Annotated in this window: 26 protein-coding genes and 1 tRNA gene; 12 read left to right on the top strand and 15 right to left on the bottom strand. The window is 41.9% G+C overall.

What is annotated here, in order from left to right; translation table 11 throughout:
* Positions 1–270 precede the first annotated feature (270 nt).
* Positions 271–519, bottom strand: a complete 249-nt coding sequence (locus VGA95_10040; protein ID HEX9666879.1) for a hypothetical protein — start codon at positions 517–519, stop codon at positions 271–273.
* Between the two features lie 278 nt (positions 520–797).
* Between VGA95_10040 and dapA the strand changes: the two genes are divergently transcribed.
* The 9 genes from dapA (at position 798) to VGA95_09995 (ending at position 7,728) form a co-directional block, all read left to right on the top strand.
* Positions 798–1,673 carry a 4-hydroxy-tetrahydrodipicolinate synthase gene (dapA, locus tag VGA95_10035; protein ID HEX9666878.1) on the top strand — a complete coding sequence of 292 codons (876 nt, stop codon included), beginning with the start codon at positions 798–800 and terminating at the stop codon, positions 1,671–1,673.
* A gap of 90 nt (positions 1,674–1,763) precedes the next feature.
* Positions 1,764–2,369 carry a ribonuclease HII gene (locus tag VGA95_10030; GenBank protein HEX9666877.1) on the top strand — a complete coding sequence of 202 codons (606 nt, stop codon included), beginning with the start codon at positions 1,764–1,766 and terminating at the stop codon, positions 2,367–2,369.
* Between the two features lie 69 nt (positions 2,370–2,438).
* Positions 2,439–2,783, top strand: a complete 345-nt coding sequence (locus tag VGA95_10025; protein ID HEX9666876.1) for a MerR family transcriptional regulator — start codon at positions 2,439–2,441, stop codon at positions 2,781–2,783.
* A gap of 45 nt (positions 2,784–2,828) precedes the next feature.
* Positions 2,829–2,904 (top strand) — tRNA-Pro (locus VGA95_10020).
* A 172-nt stretch (positions 2,905–3,076) separates the two neighbouring features.
* Positions 3,077–3,838: a 5'/3'-nucleotidase SurE gene (gene surE / locus VGA95_10015; protein HEX9666875.1), complete on the top strand. Its 762-nt coding sequence runs from the start codon at positions 3,077–3,079 to the stop codon at positions 3,836–3,838.
* A complete protein-coding gene (locus VGA95_10010) occupies positions 3,831–4,412 on the top strand; it encodes a DedA family protein (protein ID HEX9666874.1) in 582 nt (193 codons plus the stop codon). Before surE ends, VGA95_10010 begins: the two co-directional genes overlap by 8 nt.
* 179 nt (positions 4,413–4,591) lie before the next feature.
* Positions 4,592–5,800 carry a glycosyl transferase gene (locus VGA95_10005; protein ID HEX9666873.1) on the top strand — a complete coding sequence of 403 codons (1,209 nt, stop codon included), beginning with the start codon at positions 4,592–4,594 and terminating at the stop codon, positions 5,798–5,800.
* Entirely contained in the window at positions 5,793–6,611 is an 819-nt protein-coding gene (locus VGA95_10000) for an HAD-IIB family hydrolase (GenBank protein ID HEX9666872.1), read from the top strand. The genes VGA95_10005 and VGA95_10000 overlap by 8 nt, the downstream gene beginning before the upstream one ends.
* Before the next feature lie 196 nt (positions 6,612–6,807).
* Positions 6,808–7,728, top strand: a complete 921-nt coding sequence (locus VGA95_09995) for an energy transducer TonB (GenBank protein ID HEX9666871.1) — start codon at positions 6,808–6,810, stop codon at positions 7,726–7,728.
* Positions 7,729–7,757: 29 nt separating this feature from the next.
* On the opposite strand, the gene purM is transcribed toward VGA95_09995, so the two are convergent.
* A complete protein-coding gene (gene purM / locus VGA95_09990) occupies positions 7,758–8,798 on the bottom strand; it encodes a phosphoribosylformylglycinamidine cyclo-ligase (GenBank protein HEX9666870.1) in 1,041 nt (346 codons plus the stop codon).
* A gap of 80 nt (positions 8,799–8,878) precedes the next feature.
* A complete protein-coding gene (locus VGA95_09985) occupies positions 8,879–9,415 on the bottom strand; it encodes a peptidylprolyl isomerase (protein ID HEX9666869.1) in 537 nt (178 codons plus the stop codon).
* Between the two features lie 376 nt (positions 9,416–9,791).
* Between VGA95_09985 and VGA95_09980 the strand changes: the two genes are divergently transcribed.
* A complete protein-coding gene (locus VGA95_09980) occupies positions 9,792–10,730 on the top strand; it encodes a TIGR03560 family F420-dependent LLM class oxidoreductase (protein HEX9666868.1) in 939 nt (312 codons plus the stop codon).
* Between the two features lie 145 nt (positions 10,731–10,875).
* Here VGA95_09980 and VGA95_09975 read toward each other — a convergent pair whose 3' ends face one another.
* The 11 genes from VGA95_09975 to tpx all read right to left on the bottom strand — a co-directional run bounded on the left by VGA95_09975 (position 10,876) and on the right by tpx (position 21,700).
* Complete coding sequence (locus VGA95_09975; protein ID HEX9666867.1) at positions 10,876–11,724, bottom strand: enoyl-CoA hydratase-related protein; 849 nt, start codon at positions 11,722–11,724, stop codon at positions 10,876–10,878.
* Positions 11,725–11,835: 111 nt separating this feature from the next.
* Positions 11,836–11,976, bottom strand: a complete 141-nt coding sequence (locus VGA95_09970) for a hypothetical protein (GenBank protein ID HEX9666866.1) — start codon at positions 11,974–11,976, stop codon at positions 11,836–11,838.
* Positions 11,976–13,229: a hypothetical protein gene (locus VGA95_09965; GenBank protein HEX9666865.1), complete on the bottom strand. Its 1,254-nt coding sequence runs from the start codon at positions 13,227–13,229 to the stop codon at positions 11,976–11,978. Before VGA95_09965 ends, VGA95_09970 begins: the two co-directional genes overlap by 1 nt.
* 22 nt (positions 13,230–13,251) lie before the next feature.
* A complete protein-coding gene (locus tag VGA95_09960) occupies positions 13,252–13,767 on the bottom strand; it encodes a cytochrome c (protein ID HEX9666864.1) in 516 nt (171 codons plus the stop codon).
* Positions 13,768–13,800: 33 nt separating this feature from the next.
* Complete coding sequence (locus VGA95_09955) at positions 13,801–14,313, bottom strand: DUF3341 domain-containing protein (GenBank protein ID HEX9666863.1); 513 nt, start codon at positions 14,311–14,313, stop codon at positions 13,801–13,803.
* Positions 14,310–15,644 (bottom strand): NrfD/PsrC family molybdoenzyme membrane anchor subunit, encoded by a 1,335-nt coding sequence (nrfD, locus tag VGA95_09950; protein HEX9666862.1) that lies wholly within the window; start codon positions 15,642–15,644, stop codon positions 14,310–14,312. Before nrfD ends, VGA95_09955 begins: the two co-directional genes overlap by 4 nt.
* Positions 15,644–18,622, bottom strand: a complete 2,979-nt coding sequence (locus VGA95_09945) for a molybdopterin-dependent oxidoreductase (protein ID HEX9666861.1) — start codon at positions 18,620–18,622, stop codon at positions 15,644–15,646. The genes nrfD and VGA95_09945 overlap by 1 nt, the downstream gene beginning before the upstream one ends.
* Before the next feature lie 12 nt (positions 18,623–18,634).
* A complete protein-coding gene (locus VGA95_09940; GenBank protein HEX9666860.1) occupies positions 18,635–19,201 on the bottom strand; it encodes a cytochrome c3 family protein in 567 nt (188 codons plus the stop codon).
* A 282-nt stretch (positions 19,202–19,483) separates the two neighbouring features.
* On the bottom strand, positions 19,484–20,221 hold the full coding sequence (gene bioD, locus VGA95_09935) for a dethiobiotin synthase (protein HEX9666859.1): 738 nt from the start codon (positions 20,219–20,221) through the stop codon (positions 19,484–19,486).
* A 241-nt stretch (positions 20,222–20,462) separates the two neighbouring features.
* Entirely contained in the window at positions 20,463–21,083 is a 621-nt protein-coding gene (locus VGA95_09930; protein ID HEX9666858.1) for an iron-sulfur cluster assembly protein, read from the bottom strand.
* 95 nt (positions 21,084–21,178) lie between these two features.
* Positions 21,179–21,700 carry a thiol peroxidase gene (gene tpx, locus VGA95_09925; protein ID HEX9666857.1) on the bottom strand — a complete coding sequence of 174 codons (522 nt, stop codon included), beginning with the start codon at positions 21,698–21,700 and terminating at the stop codon, positions 21,179–21,181.
* A 182-nt stretch (positions 21,701–21,882) separates the two neighbouring features.
* Between tpx and VGA95_09920 the strand changes: the two genes are divergently transcribed.
* On the top strand, positions 21,883–22,086 hold the full coding sequence (locus VGA95_09920) for a cold-shock protein (protein HEX9666856.1): 204 nt from the start codon (positions 21,883–21,885) through the stop codon (positions 22,084–22,086).
* 280 nt (positions 22,087–22,366) lie between these two features.
* The gene (locus VGA95_09915) at positions 22,367–23,467 is read left to right on the top strand and encodes an aldo/keto reductase (GenBank protein ID HEX9666855.1); all 1,101 of its coding nucleotides are present in this window, start codon (positions 22,367–22,369) and stop codon (positions 23,465–23,467) included.
* A gap of 115 nt (positions 23,468–23,582) precedes the next feature.
* Here VGA95_09915 and VGA95_09910 read toward each other — a convergent pair whose 3' ends face one another.
* Entirely contained in the window at positions 23,583–24,479 is an 897-nt protein-coding gene (locus tag VGA95_09910) for an SMP-30/gluconolactonase/LRE family protein (protein ID HEX9666854.1), read from the bottom strand.
* Positions 24,480–24,542 lie beyond the last annotated feature (63 nt).

The raw sequence follows: 24,542 nt of genomic DNA, 5'->3' as shown, positions 1-24,542 counted from the left end.
GTTTTAACCGTCTGGCTTGCGACAAGACCCGGATGGTCTTCCACGAGCGACCGCGTGCCCCTTTGCAGTTTGTACTCGAATGCTCCGGTAGGTACGGAGCCTAAGTTCCAGAGGTCAACTAAGTACGGGAATACACAACGTCCTTTATCGGCAAATAGAGCGTTATCTGAGTTTACTGTAATTTTTCCGCCCCAGGTTCCTGATACGCCGCCGATTGTTATAGAGGAGAAGGGGTCAAATCTTTTGTTTATAAGTTCTATTCATAGCCTCTTAGACCTTTTTCCTAAACCTTTTATCGCTATCCATTTTTACCCTCACCCAGTTACAAGCCCACCCCACTACTCCATAACTACTCACTCCAAACATCCCCGCTACCTCATTAAGCGTCATATCACATAACCGCTTCACTAAATACATGCCTACCTTCCCCGCTTCACTACCGCTTCCCCTTCTCCACCTAAGCACCTCATCGACTCCTGTCCCACATGCCGTAGCCACATTGCTAACTACCTTGTCCACCGACGGCCTCAACCATACTCTCTCATGCCGAGGATGCTCTCCTCCTATCTTGCCTATCTTCTCCCTTACCCTTCCGTCCTGAGTTCCTCGAAGGGTGCAACCGAAGGGTCGAACTATCGAAGGGTCGCCAAAGGCTCCGCTAATGTGCTCGCACTTTCAATGGTAATCTTGTAGCAAGTTAATGGGAATTTGCTCGTCAAGCCCCAATACTATTTCTTGATTTCCAAATCATCTCCAATATAATGAAAACTAAGCAAGCGGCTATGGAGGCATCATAAATGATTCACGGTTCGATTGTTGCGATAGTTACTCCCTTTAAGAATGGAACCGTAGATGAAAAGGCCCTGAGAGAACTGATTGAATTCCAGATAGAAAACGGAACACACGGCATTGTTCCATGTGGTACGACCGGTGAATCCCCTACCCTTTCTCATGAAGAACACGAGCATGTTATTGAACTCACAGTCAAAACGGTAAAAAAGAGGATACCGGTTATAGCAGGAACCGGATCCAACAGTACCGAGGAGGCAATAAGACTTACAAAATTTTCCGAGAAGGTCGGAGCTGATGCAGCGCTATTAGTAGTTCCATATTACAATAAACCAACTCAGGAGGGGCTTTTTCTACACTTTAAGAAAATAGCATCTGAGGTAAATATACCTCTAATCCTCTATAATATACCTGGAAGGTCTGGGGTCAATATGAACCCCGATACCATAGCCAGGCTAGCACAGTATGCTAAAAACATTGTTGGAGTAAAAGAAGCCTCGGGATCAATTCAACAGGCAAGTAAAATCCTCTACCTTTGTGGAATGGATTTCATCGTCCTTTCTGGTGAAGATTCGCTTAACTTCCCACTTCTAGCCATTGGCGCGAAAGGTTTCATAACAGTCACTGCTAACATCGCGCCAAGGGATGTCTCTGAGCTTTATAACACATTCGTCGATGAGAAATTCAATCAATCAAGGGAATATCATTATAAACTTCATCCGCTAAACGAGGCTATGTTCTTTGAAACCAATCCTATACCTGTTAAGACAGGACTGAGTCTGATGGGGAAAATCAACAATGAATTAAGGCTACCACTCTCGAGTATGTCACATCATAACTTGGAGCAGCTTAAAGATACCATGAAGGAATATGGGCTTATTTGAGGCGACCCCCACCTGAATCCTCCCCCTAGCAGGGGGAGGAGATTTTTGTTGGGGACAGGATGGAGTTAGACACTTCTCTGACAATAGCATATGATAACATTCAGTCTTCCCGATTATTCTTTTGAAAAAAGACTATGGATAGAAGGTAAACTCCCGGCCGGAGTGGACGAAGCTGGAAGAGGTCCACTTGCAGGACCGGTAGTAGCCGCGGCTGTTATCTTTCCCCAAGGCTGCAAGCTACATGGCATCAACGATTCAAAGAAGCTTTCCCCTAAAAAAAGGAGAGAACTCTTTTATGAAATCAAAAAATCTGCTTTAACCACAGCTATTGCCATTATAAAAACGGACATAATCGATCAAATCAACATACTCAGAGCATCATTATTAGCAATGGAGCAAGCAGTTAAAAACTTAGATACTCAGCCCGATTATATATTAATCGACGGAAACTACACCATTCCAATCCGGATCCAACAAGAAACAATGATCAAGGGCGACGCCAAATGCTGCTCAATTGCTGCCGCCTCGATCCTCGCTAAGGTTACGAGGGATGCGATCATGGACGATTACCACTTTCTATATCCTCAATATAACTTCAAACAACACAAAGGGTATCCAACAAAGGAACACCTCGAAGCGATAAGAAAATTCGGCCCTTCTCCGATTCATAGAAAAACCTTTAAGGGAGTTTTGTAAGTTTAGAAATTTTATATATATTTTTAAATCATCTTGACATTTTAAAAAGTTTAATCTAGTTTGTTAAGTATGCTAGACGATAGGGCTGAAATTAGACTTCCCGATAAGATCTATTTCAGAATAGGTGAAGTAAGTGATTTCACCGGTATCAAGCCATATGTTCTTCGCTATTGGGAAAGCGAGTTTTCAGACATTAGACCTATCAGGAGAAAATCTCAAAGGCTCTATGACAGGGAGACAATTCACTTAATCATGAAAATAAAGCACATGCTCTATGAGCAGAATTTTACGATTGCTGGAGCTAAAAAAAAGTTAAAAGAAGAGGAAAACCAAAAGAGGGTAAGCACGAAAGTAAACGTTTTATTACATGAAATCCTGAGTGAATTAAAATCGATCAAGGATGTAACTGAATAGTTCACTTGGGGTTCATATCTATCCATCGAATTAAATCAATTAAATCGGGGTGTAGCGTAGTTGGTAGCGCACCGGCCTGGGGGGCCGGGGGTCGCTGGTTCGAATCCAGTCACCCCGACCATTCATCAAAGTCAATATATCTATTCAACCAGGAATTGACACAAATGAACACGGATCAAGATGCAGGATGCACGATGCAGGATGCAGGACGTTTCAGTATCATGAATCATGCACCGTGCATCATTTCATCATTGTAACACCATCTTTACTTGTGACTAAATAGTTATATGGCAATAAGGATCCTTATATCAAATGACGACGGGATTAATTCCGAAGGCCTTCACGCACTAGCCGATAGCCTCAGACCCTTGGGAAAGGTTTTTGTCGTCGCCCCTGATAGAGAGCAGAGCGCAGCGAGTCATGCATTGTCCTTACATCATCCGCTCAGGATAGAGGAGATCAGCGAAAATATATACAGCGTGGATGGAACTCCAACCGATTGCATTAATGTCGCAGTCAATGGTCTACTTAAAGAAGGTAGACCCAACATAATAGTCTCCGGGATAAACAAAGGGGAAAACCTCGGAGACGACATAACATATTCCGGAACCGTCAGTGCTGCCATGGAGGGAACACTTCTTGGGATCCCCTCAATCGCGGTATCTCTGGCAAGCAAAAAAGATTTTTTCTTTGACACTGCCTCCTATTACGCCCAGTCCGTAACAAAATATGTCATCACGAATCCTCTTCCGCTTGGGACACTGCTAAATGTTAACATACCGAATCTCCCGAAAGACAGCGTCAAAGGAATTGAAGTAACTAAACAGGGTAAGCGTGTGTACGGGGAGCCAATAGTGGAAAAGATTGATCCAAGGGGAAGAAAGTATTACTGGATAGGCGGAAACGAACTCCGCTTTTTAAGCATTGAGGATTCTGATCTCGTTGCGGTTAGCCAAGGTTTCGTATCTGTTACACCTATAAAATTAGACCTTACAGACTATGAATTTCTCGAAACCCTGACCAAAGACCTAACTAAAAGCCTAGCACATGCTTAAGAAGCTCTATAACTGGGTACTCCAATGGGCGGATACTAGATATGGTGTCCCGGCACTCTCTCTCGTTTCATTCTTGGAAGCATCCCTTTTCCCTATCCCTCCTGACCCACTCCTCATGGCACTTTGCCTTGGTAAGCCAAAGCGGTCATTATGGTATGCGGCAATATGTTCAATTATGTCTGTCCTCGGCGCTATATTTGGTTACCTAATCGGATGGGGTTTATGGGAACTTGTTGATAACTTTTTTTTTACCTATGTCTTCAGCCATAATGCTTTTCTATATGTTAGCGGAAGATATGAAGAAAACGCCTTTATCGCAATCCTAGCCGCTGCACTTACCCCTATTCCCTTTAAGGTTTTTACAGTAACAGCTGGTGTTTTCAAGATTAATGTAATGATATTAATTTTAGCATCTGTTATCGGGAGATCGGCAAGGTTTTTCTTAGAGGGTGCATTAATCTATCTCTTTGGTGACCAGATCAAAGGCTTTATTGATAAATATTTTAATCTACTTGTCACACTCTTTTTCATCCTGCTTTTGCTAGGCTTCATAATTATAAAATATTTGATTTGATAACAATTGGATACCCTTCATACCAAAAATTCTTTTGCTTGAGTCCCAGAATTCGATAATCTCCTTGGATAAAGACTACACCGATTAATTGGCTCTTTCTAACGTATTATGTTACATTAAAACTTTTACTGCGTAGATTTAAATAATTTAAAAAATCAATTAAACAAGGGGTTAGTTACATGGGAGATTTCTATCAGACTGAAGCAATTTCAACTCTTCACAGGCTGAGGAAAGATAATGTTGAAAAGCTGGAAGAAGATCTAAAGGAATATTCCAGGCACAGCCCTATAGCCCTTATTCTCCCCAGTTTATATTCTGAATTGCAGGGGAAGGCATTAAAAAATATTATTAAGGAACTGACACAAGTAAATTACCTGAATGAGATAGTGGTCACTCTCGGAAATGCTAATGAGGAAGAATTCAAACATGCAAAGAATTTCTTTTCGGTCCTCCCTCAAAAGACAAAAATAATCTGGACTGACGGTGATCGAATAAGTTCTATATTTACGCTATTAGAGGAGAATGGTCTCTATGTAGGTGTGCCAGGTAAAGGGAGGGCAGCCTGGATCGCGTATGGGTATGTATTAGCCGAAGAATCAAGTGAGGTCATCACACTTCACGACTGCGATATACTGAGTTATAGCAGGGAATTATTGGTAAGGCTCTGCTATCCTGTAGCAAACCCCAACCTCGGATATGAATTTTGCAAGGGCTATTATCAAAGAGTTACAGACAGAATGTATGGCAGAGTAACCAGGCTATTTATAACTCCAATTATTCGGTCTTTGCAAAAAATTCTCGGCTATTTACCATTCTTGGTATATCTCGACAGCTACAGATATCCGCTCGCAGGAGAGTTCTCAATGGATGTAGACCTGGCGAGGGTAAACCGAATACCATCAGACTGGGGATTGGAGGTTGGAGTCTTGGCAGAGGTATTTAGAAATGTGTCTCCAAAGAGAATTTGCCAGGTTGACCTGTGCGATAATTATGAACACAAACACCAGAATCTCTCTTCCGATAACCCTGAAGGAGGCCTGTTGAAGATGTGTATAGATATATCTATAAGTCTATTTAGAACACTCTCATCGCAGGGGGCGATATTCTCGGACGGCTTTTTTAGCACCTTGATCTCAACTTATTTAAGAACTGCACAGGATACGATGGAGAGATACAGCGATGACGCGGTAATTAATGACCTTTTATTTTATAGGCATGACGAGACATTAGCCGTGGAAACCTTTGTTAAAGGATTAGGGATTGCAAGTAAGAGTTTCGTTGAGGACCCCCTCGGTTCCCCATTAATCCCAAACTGGAATAGGGTAACCTCTGCTATTCCAGACATTCTTGACCTGCTGCGACAGGCAGTTGATGACGATAATGAGTAAACAATTCCTGATATTCTCGGACCTAGACGGAACCCTGCTAGACCATAATACATATTCCTTTGGCGCAGCTAAAACTGCCTTAAAGACCATTAAGCTGAGGAATATCCCTCTGATATTTTCCTCGAGTAAAACAAGGCCGGAGATAGAAATACATAGAGATCACACAGATAACCATGATCCATTCATTTCAGAGAATGGAGGTGGGATTTACGTTCCAGCGGACTACGGTCTCGACAGCTTTAAATACGATACAGATATGAATAACTACAAGGTCATAGTGCTTGGAACAAAATACAAGAAATTAGTAGAGGTCTTAAATTCGATAAGAAACGAAACTGGCATAAAACTCAAGTCCTTTTCAGATATGAAAATTTCTGAGATTTCAGAATATACAGGCCTTGATCCTGAGTTAGCGAAGCTATCAAAGATGCGAGAATTCGATGAGCCCTTCATCGTATTCGGAAATAATATAGAAGTTCAATACATAAAAGAAGAGATAATTAGAAGGGGATTTAACTATACCCAGGGTACTATTTATCATCACATTATGGGTAAGAACGATAAAGGAAAAGCAATTAACATATTACTAAAAATATTTAAAAAGAAATTTCCTGACCTAACCACCGTTGGATTGGGAGACAGCTTAAATGATCTTCCAATGCTTGAGGTTGTCGATATACCTATTTTGGTGCAGAAAACCGATGGGAGATACGATCAAAGAATAAGACTTGATAATCTAATCTATGCTGATGGTATAGGACCCGTTGGTTGGAATCAATCGATATTAAAAATACTTGGGATGGAAGATTGAGAATACCTGTTTCTTGCACTTCTGTTACAACATTTTTTTCACATCGATTAGTGTCCCAAGGTTTTCCTTAGAGAATCACTTTCTCGAACTGAATCATTATCCATGATAAATTTTATGTTACGAGCTGTTAGAGGTAATTGATAATAGTATCTTTAAAATATAGAAATCAAGCCATTCGGATGTTATTATATAAGGCGTGAATTCTGTTGACAAAAAGCGGTCAAGGGGGAGGAGTACAAAAAGATTAACTATAACTTTCATTATAGTATCTATCCTCCTTCATATCCTCATTTTTCTGATTGTAGTTTTCTCCCAAGTCTACATACAAGATAAGCAAGCAGAAGCCCTAAAAGAAAAACCAAAGTTCATAGAAATTACCGAATTGCCCGTACCAAAGGAAAAGGAGACAAAGCCCCCAAAGGAGTTAAAACGTTTAGCTGAAAGATCGCACGAAGCACTCGAGGAAAAGACTAGGGAGGATTTCACAAAAAGGGGAAGCACAGCCCAAATACCCCAGCCGCAGCGGCCACCGCAGCGCAAGCAACCACAGGCAGAGAGAAAACAAGAGAAACCAAAAAAGCAAGAGCCCAGAAAGAAACCGACCAAGATTGCGTCTGTTCCTAAAGAGGTATTAAAGGAATCAGAGATGCCTGAAAAGGAGTTAAAAGAAAACAAAAAACCTGAAATTTCAAGAGAACAGCTCTTTAATTCTTCTCCAAGCCAATATGCAGCCGAGCAAAAGAGCTCTAGGGATTTTCTAGGAGCCAGGGATATATACAACAAAGAGGACACCGTTGACTTAAACACAACGGAATTCAGGTATCTGTCATATTTCCTAAAGTTAAAAAGACAAATTGAGGGAGTGTGGCATTATCCTGAAGCATCTCGTATGAGGGGTGAACAGGGAGAGTTATTGCTCGTATTCACAATCAGAAGCGATGGATATCTTGAGAATGTAAATTTATTAGATTCATCGGGCTTCACACGTCTAGACGACGAAGCCATAAGGGCGATAAGGGTTGCGGCTCCTTTTAGTCCATTTCCTCAAAGCTGGGAATTGGAAAGATTGAACATTAGGGCAATATTCAGATACAGCTTTGGATGGAGTATTAGATGATACTTTCATCGAAATTCAATGATATAATCCTAGGTTATTACGATTAGAGACTGTCCCCTTCGCCACTTTCTGATCTCGCCAATAACCATAGATTCTTCTCCGAGCCTTTTGAGTTTTTTTAAGACTCCACCTGCTTGCTCCTTTAATACGACCAGTACCATACCAATTCCACAGTTAAAGGTTCTAAACATTTCGTCTTTTTCTATACGACCAAATTCCTTAATCAACTCAAAAATTGGGGGGAGCTTCCATAGAGTGGAATCTATAACTACCGTACAGTCTTTGGGAACAACCCTTGGAACATTCTCTATCAGTCCCCCTCCAGTAATATGGGCAATTCCGTGAATCTCATAATTCTTCTTAAGGCTGAGTATTGCCTTTACGTAAATCCTTGTAGGATTTAATAGCTCATCTCCAATACTATCCTTCAGAGGTGCCGGTCTATCCGTTAACCTAAACTTCTTCCTATCGAAGAGAACCTTTCTTGCTAACGAATATCCGTTTGAATGGAGCCCACTAGAAGAAATTCCAATTACAATATCACCTGGTCTTACCCTTGAACCGTCTATTATTTTATCTCTTTCTACTACTCCCACTGCAAACCCTGCCAAATCAAACTCACTCTCCTTGTAGAATCCTGGCATTTCAGCTGTCTCACCACCAAGAAGAGCACATCCAGCTTCACTACAACCCTTAACTATACCTTTGATAACCTCGACCCCTTCTTTAGGATTCAACTTTGAGGTTGCTAGATAATCGAGGAAAAAAAGTGGCTCGGCCCCACTGGTAACTATATCATTCACATTCATTGCAACCAGATCAATTCCTATAGTATCAAGCTTCCCAGCCAGGATAGCGATTTTGAGTTTCGTTCCAACACCATCAGTAGAAGCCACAAGTACGGGGTTCTTATATTTATCTATCGGGAAAAGGTACGATCCCGAAAAATTGCCAAACTTTCCAATAACATTGGATTTATATGTTTTCTTAGCAAGTGGCTTAATTGATTCAACAAAAGAGTTTCCGGCATCGATGTTGACACCCGCTATCTTATATGTAAGTTTTGCCATGATTGACTGGATTATTACCTGAGGACACCTGTTAATCTAAAAAATAATTTAACAGACAGTGACAGGATTCATATTGATAATTATTGGGCTTCGGGTCCTAAAACCTTTACAGATTTTATCACGATTACCTCTTCGGGGACATCCTGATACATCCCCACTGAACCCGTTCTTGCCGCGGCAATCTTATCGACAACATCCATTCCCTCGACAACCTTTCCAAACACGGCATAACCAAAGTCTCTTGAGCCATGGTTCAGAAAATCATTGCTAGCCTGGTTTATGAAAAATTGTGAAGTCGCGCTCTCCACAACATTGGTACGCGCCATTGCAATCGTACCCTTGTCATTCTTCAGCCCATTATCCGCTTCGTTTTTAATAGGATCTTTGGCGGGCTTTTGATTCATATCAGGGGTAAAACCCCCACCCTGAATCATAAAACCTGGAATGACGCGATGAAATATAGTTCCATCATAAAAACCATCTTTTGCATAGCCCAGAAAATTCTCGACAGTGATAGGTGCCTTTTCAGGATAGAGTTCAATCTTAATATCGCCCATTGACGTAGACATCAGGACGATTGGGTTACCTCCCTCAGTACTAACAGTTTTTGTGCTAATTTCTCCTTGTGCTTCCTGAACCTGTTTACCTTGTTCCGCTTGCTCCTGTTCATCCTGTTCCAATTCGCCTTTTTCTGATTCTTTTCTTTCACAGCCCACGACAAACATGAGAACTGAGAGTGAAAACAAAACGATCAAGATTTTAAAATGACGAATATCAAAGATTATAAAAAGAGGTGATAAAGCCTTTTTCAAAAGACCCTTTTTGTACATATTCTCTCCTGTGTCAGAATCAATAGCCTGTAAAATTAATGCATATTCATCAATGTGTCAAACTTATATATTGATCCATTTTCCTAGAAATGTTGATTGAACTGTATCACTCTGTTAAAGTGAAAGGTCTCGTCAACTAGCGTAAAGGAAAGGGTGACTTAGAATGGCTAAAATTGATTTCGGGGTTATGCTCCGACAGCAGAAAATTGATTTCTCAAAAATTAGAGAGGCCGCTGAGCTGTGTGATCAGCTTGGTTTCCACTCGATTTGGTTCTATGATCACATTCTTGGAATGGGAGCCATAGATTTGGATATCTATGAGGCGTGGACCATGATGTCCGCCCTCTCAACAGTAACATCAGAAGTCAGAATCGGAACTTTGGTACTGTGCAATTCGTTTAGACAGCCTTCGCTTCTTGCAAAGATGGGATCCACGCTTGACGTTATCAGCAATGGAAGACTAGAGTTTGCAATTGGAGCCGGCTGGTTCGAGCCTGAATACAGAGCCTACGGTTATGACTTTCCTGACACAGTCACAAGAATCGATCAATTGTCGGAATCGGTAAAGATAATTAAAGCTATGTGGACGGAGGATAAAACAACATTCATGGGCAAACACTATCAAATCGTTGATGCATATTGCAATCCCAAACCAATCCAAAAACCCCACCCCCCTATCATAATTGGCGGTGGAGGCGAGAGGTATTTACTTCGTGCTGCTGCCGAGCTTGCAGATGAATGGAACTGCCCCGGAACCAATGCCCTGGAGATCGATCAAAAGCTTGCTGCACTGAAGAAACACTGCTCGGATATTGGTCGAGACATAAATAGCATTAAGATATCTCAGCAGACAATTTGCGTAATTGCGAAAGATAAAAAGGAGCTAGAAGAAAAAATCCCGATAGCCAAAAAAAGATATGGCTTCTTCGGGGAAATTGAAAAATTTGGAATCATAGGAACCCCGGATCAATGTATAAAGAAGGTCGAAGCAAACGCTAAAAGGGGAATCAGCAAATATACAATATTCTTTTCAGACTATATGAACCCTGATACACTTAGCTTTTTTGCCAAGGAGGTTATCCCAGCCTTTTCAACAACATAAGATTTAGCCACTGATTATCACGAATAAACACAAATAAAATAATGAAAAACCCGGGATGGCGCATTCACAATGCAGGGTTCAAGATACCTATTAAATTGGTGTACATATGTGTGATTTCGTGGCTAAGAATTTTGTTATTGAACCTCTATTCCACACTCCAAAAATCGGGCTTGCGCTTCTCCAAAAATGCCTTTGCCCCCTCGACCATCTCGGGAGCCTTCATAAAGAATCTTGCGAGCTCCAGACCGTGTGTAATTTGAGCATGTGCCATATCAGAAGCAAAGTTAATCTGAAACTTTGCGATCCTTAGCGATTGCCTGCTCATCTGAAGCAATCTCTCGCACCAGGCATTGACCTCCTCATCAAGTTTTTCCTTTGGAACAACCGTATTGACCCAACCCATCTCCATAGCCTCTTTGGCGGAATATCGATTACATAGATAAACAATTTCTCTGGCTTTTTTGTCACCAACGGAATGTTGGAGCTGCTGCAATCCATACCAGATAGGAGCACTACCCACCAACGGACCCGCCTGAGCAAAAATTGAATCCTCAGACGCGATTGTCAGGTCGCATAGCATGTTAAGCTCATTCCCGCCACCGACACAATAACCATTCACCCTAGCAATGATAGGCTTTCCGCAATTTCTCATAGCATTCGCAAGCCTGTAGTGAACAAGCATGAACTTTGCGTCAACCTTCTTTTTAGGATCAACAATCCAGGACAGATCTCCACCGGCAGAAAAGGCCTTATCCCCCGCCCCGGTGAGTACTATTACTCCAATATTATCATCCACCCAGGCATCCTCGATAGCGATTGCAAGCTCCTCTCTAGTCGCAGAATTAAGTGCATTTCGAACCTCGGCACGGTTAATCGTGACACGTGCTATGCGATTTTTTTTCTCATAGAGAATGTTTTCAAATTTCAGGGACGAGCCCTTCTTCTTAGAAGTCTTTTCTTTTTGTACCGACTTTGATGATTTAGCTTTTGCCATTTTGACCTCCTTTATTCATGTTGAGACGCGAAATTTTTCGTCTCTACTTCTACAACTCTTTAGCCGCAAATCTCCCTTAATCCTAATCACTCTCGGGGAAAAACCTATCAATTACCCGGGGAGATAGTTCATCAAAGGGGCAATTACGGGGCCAAACAGGGCGACTGCTGCAATAGTGGATATTGCGCCCAAAATTACAAGACATAGTACAGCAACTACAAATTGAGTGATTTGGTCTACGTGCTCTTCCATCAATGTCCTCCATGGTTATGAGTATTCGCCTTCCCTTCAAAATAGGGATCGCCGTACGGGATTATTGGAAAGACCCTCACAAAGAAAAGGAAAGTTAGAAGGAATCCGGCAAGGAAAGCAAGCGTAATTAAAATCTGGATTAATCCGAAATTTATATAAGATGTAAACGAAGGAATTACTAATATATACTCAAGCAGCCAAAAGCCGATAAATGAAACTGAGGCTATGAACACGAGTATGGGTACAACAATCTTGCTAGTTTTTGAAAACAGGGTTATAAAAGGGAATATAAAACAACAGGATAGAACAACCCATCCGAAACTCCAGAATGGCTCAACCCGGACGCGTTTATACACAAATCCTGTCTCTTCCGGCATGTTCGCATACCATATTGGTAGATACTGAGAAAAGAAAAGATAAACCCAGAATAGCGAGAAACCCAATAGCAGTTTCCCCATATCATGATACTGAAATCTCGTAATATAGTCCTGAAGACCCGTATACTTTCTCACAAATGAAGAAATAATTATGGTACCACCAATAGCGGCCACAAAGTTTCCAACAAAGTAAAAGGGACCTAAAAGAGTGCTAAACCACTCAGGATCAAGGGACATTATAAGATCCCACGCAAAAAAGCTAAATACACCTGCATAAACGAGCACTATTGCGGGGGCCAGTTTTTTTATTTTAGGCCAGATCATATCCCTCTCATCGTCTCCCTTCCAATCGGAGGCGATCCATGAACTTATGCCCTGCAGTTTATCTCCAATCCCGCCCAGGTCCATTCTCAATGAATAGTAAACGTAGAAGAAGCTCAGGATAATCAGAATAAAGAACCCGCCAACGTTCCGCAATATTACAAAGGGGATGCTAAGCCAAATATCTTTGGGGGGGTGATAATGCTCAGTTGCATAAGGAAGTATATGATCCTTACCTATAAACAGGATAATCAATAAGATGAAAGAAACAGGAATAAATGAACCAAAACCTTCGCTAATTCGAATTAGTGGCCTCCCCCACCTTGCATTTGTTATACGAAGTGCGCATGAAAAAATTATTCCGGCCTGTGCAACACCAGTCCAAAACAGGAAATTAACGAGATAAATCTGCCATGCACCATCAGGATTTGGGCCCAATATACGCGATATAAAGGCCGCTATTCCAATGATCACAAGCAGCAAGAGTATCAATATGACCGACTTAGGAGTTTGAAGCCTCCTGGATAAAACATCGTCTCTTACTAAATCATCCATTAATAGGAAATTCTCCTCTATGCTATTTCGGTTTCCCCTGAAGTTTTCTCACATAATTTACTACGTTCCATGCATCCTGTTCACCGATGCTTTCACGATAACTTGGCATCATCACCTTGCCACCAAACCTGATATAAGCATATATATAGCCATCCGTTCTGCCCTGAGTAAGTGGCGCAGTAAGGTTGACGGGATAAAACCCCTTTTTAATTACTGGACCATCACCCTTCCCCTCCGGTCCATGACAGGGTGCACAGAAATTCTTAAAAACTACCTCGCCATTTCCCAGCGAAGCCTTATCCGGGCTAACCGGATTTACTGTCATTTCTTCAAACACTTCTCTTGGGATTATCGGGTCCACCCTTATTCCTTTATTCGTAATTGACAGGTCAGGATAGGGAAGTGGCTCTTCATAGGGTTTAATGGAGGGCTGATACATCATATCGGTCGACCAGGGCCAACCAAATGCTCGTCCGGTCAGAAGAACAACCATTACCAGGACTATTGGTAAAAAATAAATCTTTAAACCATCAAGCAAAACAGAATCACCTCCAATAGCATATAACCTATTTCATATACCCTCGAGCCGAATTTCTTCCGCCCCTGATGATTTCATAATTTCTTCAACTTTGGGCAAATTGTGTTTATAACAAGCAACAACAATCCCGAACTTGTCCTCTGAGAATCTCGAGTCGTAAACTCCCCTTGGTACATTACGCCTCAATCGGGAATTTATCAGGAGACCCAATAAAGTTGAAAGAGACCCAATTAAGACCGTAAGCTCGAAAACAATAATCATGTATGGAGGAATGGACACGATGGGTTTTGCACTTACGCTTAATGGCCAAGCGAGAGAAGTAAGTATGGTAAATGAAAAACCACAAATAGCGCCAAGCAAGGCACCACCCAAAGTAAAAAAGCGAACTATACTCTCCGGTTGATCAAGTTCCTCCTCTAACTCATGACAAGGGAATGGTGAAAAAACACGAAAGTTCTTAAAACCAGCTGTCCGAAGGTTCTTTATAGTTTCGATTGTTGTATCCAAATAGCTATAAATTCCAACTACACCCTGATCGGGTTTCATCGTGCTTTTGCCTCCTTCCTTGGAATTGGAAGTATTTCTTTCATCTCAGCGATAGAAATAGCGGGAAGTGTTTTTATGAATATTAGGAAGAACATGAAAAACCAGGCAAAGCTGCCGACGGTGATTCCCAATTCAACCCAAGTAGGCTTATAAATACCCCAAGCGCCTGGCTCAAACCCATGTGAAAGTGAGATCACTATTATGTTGAACCTTTCAAACCACATTCCAATATTAATGAATATCGAGATTACAAACAGGGCCTTAATATTTCTCCTTACACCCTTAAACCAAAGAACGATTGGAACAGCAGAATTACAAAAGACCATAATCCAGTAAAAGAGTGCATAATCACCGGTTGCCCTGTATTTAAACTGGCCCCATTCAGCAGGATTCCCACTGTACCAGGCCAGTAAAAATTCCGCAGCATATGCATAAGTTACAATCATCGACGTAAAAATGATAAGTTTGGCCATTCCTTCAAAATTATCGAGAGTAATATATTCCTCCAGATGAAATAGCTTTCTTATAGGAACTGCTAGAGAAATTACAAGAGCAAGACCAGAAAAAATAGCACCTGCCACGAAATATGGGGCAAAGATCGTAGTATGCCAACCCGGAAGGTTTGCCATTGCGAAGTCCCAGGACACAACGCTATGAACCGAAAGAACAAGCGGAGTAGCAAAGGCCGCAAAAAATAGATAAGCCCTGGTGTAGTGTAACCATTCCCAGTTAGAACCCTTCCATCCCAAAGATAGAATTGTATAGATGATTTTTCTGGGAACTTCTCTTACCCTATCCCTGACCGCCGCTATGTCCGGTATCATGCCGACAAAAAAGAAAGTAGCGCTCACTGTTAAATAGGTGCTGACTGCAAAGACATCCCAGATCAAAGGAGACTTAAAATTTATCCAGATTTCACGCTGATTAGGATATGGAAATAGCCAGTAAAAATTCCAGGGACGTCCCAGATGAATGATTGGAAAGAGACCTGCGGTGAGCACCGCAAAAACTGTCATCGCCTCTGCTATTCGATAAATTGACATCCTGAATCTCGCCCGGAATAGATAGAGGATCGCAGATATAAGGGTTCCAGAATGTGCGATCCCAACCCAAAATACAAAATTGGTTATATAGACTCCCCAAAATACCGGATGTCTGTACCCGGCAACTCCCAAGCCAGTATAGACCTGGTAAAGAAAGCAGAATAGTCCGAATCCAACGCACGCCAATGTAGGAAGAAACAAAGCAACCCACTTAAAGGTAGGTTTATCAAGCATCCTGATTACGTCTTCATTTACCTTCGAATAAGTCAATGTTGAATCTTGGCTCATTATGCTTTATCCCAGTAAACCTTTTTTAGATATGTTATCGATGGTTGTGTATTTAGATTCGACAACACTTTATAACCCCTCCCCTCATTTGAGAGTTGGGCTACCTTACTATTTTCATCTTTAAGATCACCAAAAACGATCGCTTCGGTAGGACAAGCCTGTGCACATGCCGGCGTTATCTCACCATCCCTGACATCCCTATTCTCATCCTTAGCAATATTTTGCACGTATTTAATCCTCTGGACACAAAAAGTGCACTTCTCCATAACCCCCTTTGTGCGAACGGTGACATCCGGGTTAAGTTGCCAGTTAAGTGGCTGTGGCCATTGGTAAGTAAAAAAATTAAACCTCCTTACAGAATAAGGACAGTTATTCGAGCAGTACCTGGTACCCACGCAACGATTGTATATCATCGCATTCAACCCTTCAGGGTTATGGTAGGTAGCATACACTGGGCATACCGGCTCACATGGTGCGTTACCACATTGCTGACATAGCATCGGTATGAATCTAGTATTGAACCCGTGACTGGTATCTTTTTCCTCATAATGCCTTTCAATCCTGATCCAAGACATTTCACGCCTTCTCGCAACCTGTTCCTTCCCGACAAAGGGCACATTATTCTCCGCGTAACAGGCGGTAACACATGCCCCACAACCAGTACACTTCGATAAATCGATTGACATTCCCCAGCGGTGGGTTAGATATTTCCGGGGCGGATACAGATCAACATTGTCATCCTCTTGTTGATGATTCTCCCCGCCATTTCCTCTTAGCTCGGGTAGGGTGGTGGCCAATGCTATATTGCGGTCATGCTGAGCCGTTGTGTATTGTGTCATTACTAATTGTTCCCTTTTTCCAGTGTTAGATACATTTACCTTGGTGGTAAGCCATGCAAATCCCCCAGAGCTCTTATCTATAGCTGCAGGCAGGATCTTGACTGGACTCACACCCCTGTCTTTTGCGTATCTTCCATAGCTCTTGTGACCTAAGCCGAGTGGAACCGCAATTGTATCGGGCCTGATACCTTTATATATATATGCTTGCGTTTCAATGCTACCGTATTTTGATTCAATTGAGACAAAGTCACCCTCCCTTATCCCGATTTTACCGGCAGTATCGGGGTGGATTTCAACCCATGAATCCCACACTGCGGTCGTCAGGGCATCTGGAAGCTCCTGTAACCAAGGCTTATTTGCCCCCCTGCCATCATAATATCTATATGATGGGAAAGGTATAAAATACAATTCGCCATCACCTTTTATCTCTGGCTGAAGGTCCGAGAAATCGATACTATAAGCCTCATTGGTTAGTTGGACTTGTAATGGAGGAAGTTCCCTAAAAACCCCCCCATTCTCTACCGATTCAACCCAGAATGTTTCAAAATCCTTTTGTGAAGCAATCCTCGAATGAATCTTCCTCCACGACTCTAGCAGGTATTCATAGAGGTTATTAGCAGTGAATTGATTCTCAAGTCCATTGATTTTTTTCGTGATAGATATAATCGCGTCTCCGGTGGATTTAGTATTAAAAACGGCACTCATTGTTGGCTGAATCAATCCATAAACACTTCCCTTTGGAATGTAATCACCCCAGCTTTCAAGTGGTGTGTTGTCAGGAAGGATAATACTGGCATGCTCTGTCGTTTCATCCATAAAGCTCGAGAAGCTCGCGACGAAGGGCACCTTCATTATTGCTTCTTCGAATTTCAAAACCTCAGGTAACGTAAATACAGGATTAACATTATAAATAAAAAGAAGTTCAACATCTCCGTTCTTCATCGATTCCACGAGAGATGTAATCTCACTAAATGAATTTGAATTTGCGATGGTAAGCGTATCTCCAAAGTTAACCGTATCACCGATGTTGCCCGCAACATAGTTCAGGATATTTATTGCAGAAAGGGTCTGTGTAGCATTAGTAGTTGTGTATGCAGCCCCTCCTCCGATCGCAAGACTAGGACTTAACTCAACAAAATCTTTTGCAATTTCAACTATGGTATCTTTCGGTATATCACAAATTGTAGAAACTTTATCAAGTGTGTAGGAACCGACGAGATTTTTAAGCCTAGCGGCTTCTCCACTTGCTATCGAGGCCCTGCCACTATCTAAGATCAAATTTGTAATCCCCAGGGCAAGAAATCCCTCAGTACCTGGTCTAATGGCCACCCATTGATCTGCACTCGATGCTGTAATCGAGGATCTCGGTTCAATTTGAACAAACTTGCCCATACTTTTGCTTTTATCTTTGTAGCTGTGCATCTGACTAAACTTATTGGCAAACTCTACGGGTGAAAGCCATGTCTCAATGAAGTCTGAGCCAAACGAAAGCAGGTACTTTGCTCTCTCAATCTCGTAGGATGGAATACTATCGACCCCGAAGGTAATCTTATTTGCTTCTTTAATAGGTTCGTGTGCAAAGGTTTCATAAACTATATGTTTACCCCCGCCAAGTGCATTCATCCATTCATCTATGAGATCGTTAAGAGTACCCGTGACATTGTTAGTAATAATAACTATCTTGTGAGCCTTGCCCTGATCAAGCAGCTCTTGAATTTTATCTAATAAAACCTTTTCAGCTTGCTCCCACCCCAAGGGTTGTAGCTTGCCGGAAGAGGTCTTTACAAGGGGAGAACGGATACGGTCAGGATTGTAAAGCCCCTGAAGAGCAGCTTGACCTCTTGCACATGTTTTACCGTAACTGACGGTGCTCTTGGGATTACCTTCTACCTTAATAGCCCTTCCTTCACGATTTTTGACAAGGGTCCCACAACCAGCTGGGCATTCTCTGCAGGTTGTAGCATACCAATTGGGAACACCTGGAATTATGCCATATGGAGGAATAACAAACGGGATTAACTGTTCGACCGGGTCAGAAGAGCAACCGGTAGCGGCCGCAGTTCCTCCCGCAACTCCAATTATTTTTAGAAAATCCCTTCTTTTGATACCGTTAATACCACCCTCTTTCTTCTCAGGCATTTCGTCTCCAAATTAATAATGACAGGTCAAACAATCCTTAAGCATAGTCAATTCCTGAGCGTCCCTAGCTTTTTCCTGATGACAGGTGACGCAGAACCCCATGCTAAACTTTTGCACCTGATAAACTACATCCATTGTTTGAACCTCACCATGACAAACCTTACATTCTATTTCACGGCGTACATGGCGTTTATGATTAAAATGAACAAAGTCTGGCACAAAAGTGACTTTTACCCATGGGATTGGTTCATTTCGATCCCAGTAACCCTTTACCTTCTCGATCTCATTTTTGATATTAATCGATCCACCATCATACTTATAATCCTCATCCTTACCTATGATAAAAAGGTGGCATCCAATGCACTTTTGATCTGAAGGAATGCCGGGAATAGTTGAAATTTCAACATAGCTATGACAGTACTGGCAAGGGATCTCGTTATCTCCGGCATGGATTTTGTGACTAAAAAAGATTGGTTGAGACGGCCCTTTAACCCTGCTCTCGGCAGAATAAAGGTGAAACATTAGCAGGATGATAACTGCAAGTATAGGAACGGATGTAAAATTGAGCCATTTTTTCATCTGTTTGCCTTAATTCTGAAACGTTTTCGATGGAGAGTTTACAGCTAGAATTAAACAAACGGATAGTATGTATATCACATCGACATATTCTGTCAAGTTTTTTCAAGAGGAAATCAATGCAAGGTGGTAAGTATATGCGAGATATTGACCTAAACACAAAAAAATTCGGACAACATGTTTGCAGCAGGCGGTTTTCGAGTTTATCACTATTAAATGCTTTTTAAGACACCTGGACGATTGCCCATGGCTTATTGATTTTTACGTAATCTAATAGAGAAAAGATCAAAGCCTTGAGATAAAATCCTCTACCAAGAATGTTCCCCCAAGATCGTGTGTTAATGTGGTTCCCGATGTCTCGATGAGATTACCTACATTCCCCCTTTCTATGCTGATCTCATGATCATGATGGATTACACCCAGAATCTTCTCCCCTGTAAGTTTAAGCAATAACTCTGGATTCATTCGTTCTGCTAGATTAGGACTATCAGGAAAGTTATTGATGACAAATCCAAGTATATTCAAGCCATGCGATCTCGCATACTCAAGGGTAAGGAGAGTGTGGTTCAAAGTTCCAAGGCCCGGCCTAATTACGATTATGAGACCAAGCTCTAAATCATGTGCTAAATCAGACATGAAATAGGTCTCTGTTATAGGAACAAGTAAACCGCCGGCTCCTTCAACAATCACTATCTCGTGCCGTGAGCTTAGATCAAAATAAGCCGACTTGATTCTTTCAATGTCTATTCGTTCTCCCGCTAAATTGGAGGCAGCCAGAGGTGCGAGTGGCATTGGAAATCTGTACGGACAAACGGCTTCGAGTGGATAGTTAGTCCCCATAACCTTTTGAATAAACTCAATATCCAATAGTCCATCTTCCCCTGCGCCTGTTTGGATTGGCTTCATCGCTGCAACCCTTTTACCAGATTGCTGCAGTGTCCAGGCGATTGTCGCCGACACCACAGTCTTACCAACACCGGTATCTGTTCCAGTAACAAAGATTCCTTTGGGAAGATTGGACATTTTGAGAGATTACAACCAGTGAGCAACAAACGCTAAATTGCGCTTAGAAACCGATACACAGTTTACGATACGGATGCAGGATATAGGATTCAAGATGCACGATTAAACTCTCTACTTCCGTTTTTCATCATGAATCATGTATCGTGAATCATGCATCATTCTAACTTTCACTACGGAATATATAACTGATTGGATAATGTTAAAAAGTTAAAGATACCAATTTGACAAGCTTCATGCAGAATCAAAGACCCATACTCTGCCTTGCGTCCTCACTCATCCTGCTCGGGTCCCATGGCGGATCCCAAACAATCTCAATAGTAGCCGATTTCACTCCGGGCAGCTCTTCAATAAGAATCCTTGACTCCGCAGCAATTTCTGCAGAAGACGGACATCCGGGAGCAGTCATAGTCATTTTTATATGAACATTTCCGTCTTCTATATCGACACCATATATAAGGCCCAGGTTCACGATATCTATAGGAATCTCTGGGTCGTATACACCGCTCAGTACCTCTAAGACGTTTTCCTCAGTAACTTCGGCAGGAGTCGAACCCTCATTGGTCGAATCCCTCTTAGCCCCTCCAGATTCGGTCACGGATCCACCTTCGTTTGCAGTCGACGGCGAACTCAGATTTCCCTCATGATCGACGACAGGTCTGTCTTTTAAAACTATTCCTTCTGGGGACCCACCCTTCTTATCGTCGATATTCTCAACTGGGGGTACGGAATTGTCCCATTCCCTAGATTTTGGTTCTTTAATACCCTCGCTATTAAATATCTTTGACAACATATCTCCAAGCCCCATGACATTCTCTCCTTTGTATACACTATTTATCTCTTCTAATGATACATCAAAAATCAATTAATTAAAAACTCTGAAGAATAATCTCACATTTGGAACAGGATCGATAGAGCCCTTTGATGCAGGGCTCCACCTTGACGAATGATAATTGATTCTTAAGCAACCTTCTTTATCGCGGCAAGTGCCCCGTCATAGTTTGGCTCGTGTGTTACTTCATCTACATATTCAGCATACTGAACCGTATCGTTCTTATCTACTACAAAGACGGCTCTAGCTAGAAGCCGGTTTTCCTTAATCAATACTCCATAAGCCTCCCCAAAATTTGCATCGCGATAATCGGAAATCATCCTCACCTTATCAATTCCTGCTGCCCCGCAATAACGCTTCTGCGCAAATGGAAGATCCATGCTGACTGTAAGAATTTCCACATCACCGGGAAGGCTTGCCGCCTCTTGATTGAAACGTTTTGTTTGAACATCACAAACAGGTGTGTCAACAGACACGACTACATTAAATACCTTTACCTTTCCCTTCAGACTACCCAATGTGACTGGGGGAGAACCCAAGGCTTCAATCGCATTGAAATCCGGAGCCTTGTCACCAACCTTTATTTCTGGACCCAATAAAGTAACAGGATTCCCCTTCATCTTCACAGCTCCAGGCCTTTCCTGTGCCATAATGTAAATACCTCCTCAGATCAAGATCTTAAAAAAACTTCTAATTGGTAATTAGGCTATATAGTCGAAGTTTATATGTCAATAGAAATACAAGGACATATTTGCTCCTAAGAGACCTGAAATTTGACAAAGTTATAAACAAATGTATTTTTTTGTTAAATTTTTTTTAAGGAGATAGACTTTTGCATAAAGGTAAAGTAAAGTGGTTCAACGAATCCAAAGGCTATGGATTCATAGAGCAGGACGGCGGTGATGACGTTTTCGTTCATTACAGCGCAATTGAGTCGTCTGGCTTCAAGTCCCTAGTTGAAGGTGATGTTGTTCAGTTTGAAGTGATTCAAGGCCCCAAGGGACTCCAAGCCAGCAACGTAAGTAAGGTTAACTAAGTAGAGTTTAGGCAAGTTCCTCGCTGGGAAAACCCATACTGGATTCTCAGGTTAATCTACCTTAAGAGCAAAGTAACTTAAATAGTCACTTTATCTCATGGCGATATTACTGGATTAAGAAACTAATCCAGAGAGCATTGGTTCGTCGTTACGAATTCTCATAGAATTGTAAAAGGGTAATGTTAGTTTGGTGATGCAGAATTAATACTCTCGTATCTCCTTCAATTGAATAAAGCCTTGATAATTCATGTAGATTCGTAACTTTTATGAAATAGACAAAATGAAAAAATACGCCACAAAAGAAGGGACTCTTCGCTATAGGGAAAAGTTAGGAGACCGGGTCAGCCACGACCACTTTAGGAAGATTCAGGATCTATGGATCTCATCCATTGGTTTTGGCTCGTACCTTGGAAACCATGATGATGCAACTGACATCAGTTATCAAAACGCATTAACACATGCAATAGGTCTGGGTTGTAATCACATCGACACCGCAATAAATTACAGATTCCAAAGGAGTGAGCGTGCAATAGGGTCTGCCCTTGAAACTGTATTTAACGAGGGGAATTTTAATAGGGACGAGCTAATTGTTGCAACAAAAGGTGGCTATATTCCCTTCGACTCCGAACCCCCCTCAGACATGCGAAAGTACTTTGATGAAAACTTTTTAGAACCGGGAATTGCTACCCTTGATGATATGGTATCCGGAATGCATTGTATGACCACAAAATACATCGACAATCAGCTTGAAACCAGCCTTGAAAATTTAGGCCTTGAATCAATAGATATTTATTATCTGCATAATCCCGAAGAACAACTACGAGAACTTTCCAGGGAAGAATTCAATAAATGCATAGCTAGTGTTTTTGAACTCTTAGAAAAGAAAGTCTCGGACGGAAAAATTAGGATGTATGGTACTGCCACATGGAACGGTTATAGACAGGAAGCAAAATATGATAGCTCTTTATCCCTGCCGGAGTTGGTTGATTTAGCTGAAAAGATCGCTGGCAAAGAACATCACTTTAAAGTGATACAACTTCCATTTAACCTAGCAATGCCGGAACCATTAATATTGAGAAATCAGAGTCTGGACGGAGAGATGCTTACTGTGATTGAGTCAGCCCGCAGGTTAGGTGTGACGGTTATCGCAAGTTCATCTCTGTTACAAAGACAACTAACCGAAAAACTTCCCGACTTTATCGTGAAACACTTAAGGGACTTAGATACCGATGCGCAGAGGGCGATTCAATTTGTCCGCTCGACTCCTGGAATTACGTCAGCGCTCGTAGGTATGAGTAGAATGAACCATGTCGAAGAAAACATGTGGGTTGCAAAACTACCACCTGCTTCAATAGATGACATCAATAATCTCTTCAGTTAGCACTTAACTTCAGGACCATAATACTATGGTCGACATCAGTAGAAATCCCAGTATAATCGATGAGAATTTTAACCACTCATTACCTGGGATTGAAAATTCTTCCGTCATTATTCTTTTAACCTTTAAAGAGCGGCTCAGGAAACCCTCTAACCCCCGGTTCAACCACAAAAACACTTCCACAGAGTGGTATCTCTCTAAGCGTTTCATCAGTTAAGGTCTCTCTCGCTGTTGTTATGTAAAGCCTATTATGATCCTCTCCGCCGAAAGTACAACCGCACGGTCGGGGCACTGGAACTTCGATCTCTGAGACGATCATGCCTTCAGGACTGTAGCGCACCACCTTACCCACCACATTATGGACACTCCAAACAAAACCATTCTCATCAACAGTCAACCCATCCGGGAATGCCCCGCTTTTCTGATCGACGGTCGCGAACACCCTACGGTTAGAAATATCACCAGTAGATGGGTCGAAATCAAAAGCATAAATAGCGTAGCGAAAGCTCTCCGTGTGATACATTGTTTTGCCATCTGGACTCCAACCCATGCCATTGGAACAAACAACCTCGCTCCTCATCTTCGTAACATTAAGGTCGGGATCAAGGCGATAAAGACTCCCGGAAGGTTCGTTCCAGTGTGTATTCGACATAGTCCCACCCCAAAACCTACCCTGAGGATCGCATTTAGCATCGTTGAATCGGTTGTCTGGAAGGTTCTCCTCAGGATCGTTAATGATCTCTAATTCTCCGCTCAGGGGATCAAAAAATGCAAACCCATCCCTTAAAGCCAACACCAACCCTCCCCTTTCCCTCAACGCTAGCGCAGAGACCGGTTGAGGAACTCTAAATTTCTCATCGAGACCATTTTTTGGATTATAACGGTGAATCACTCCTCTTGTGATGTCAACCCAATACAACAAATTCTCACTAGTACTCCATACAGGTGACTCACCAACAATTGCATCTGCCCTTAGAGCCAGAACGGCTTCGAGTTTCTCAATTTTCTTACTCATTTTTATCAATTAGAATTTCTATCTTCAGCTTATATATACTGATTGAATATCATTGTCTCATAA

Source organism: Thermodesulfobacteriota bacterium (assembly GCA_036397855.1).
Lineage (GTDB): Bacteria > Desulfobacterota_D > UBA1144 > Nemesobacterales > CSP1-2 > DASWID01.
Note: the sequence above shows the minus strand (reverse complement) of the source record. Positions and strands in the feature narration are given on the sequence as shown.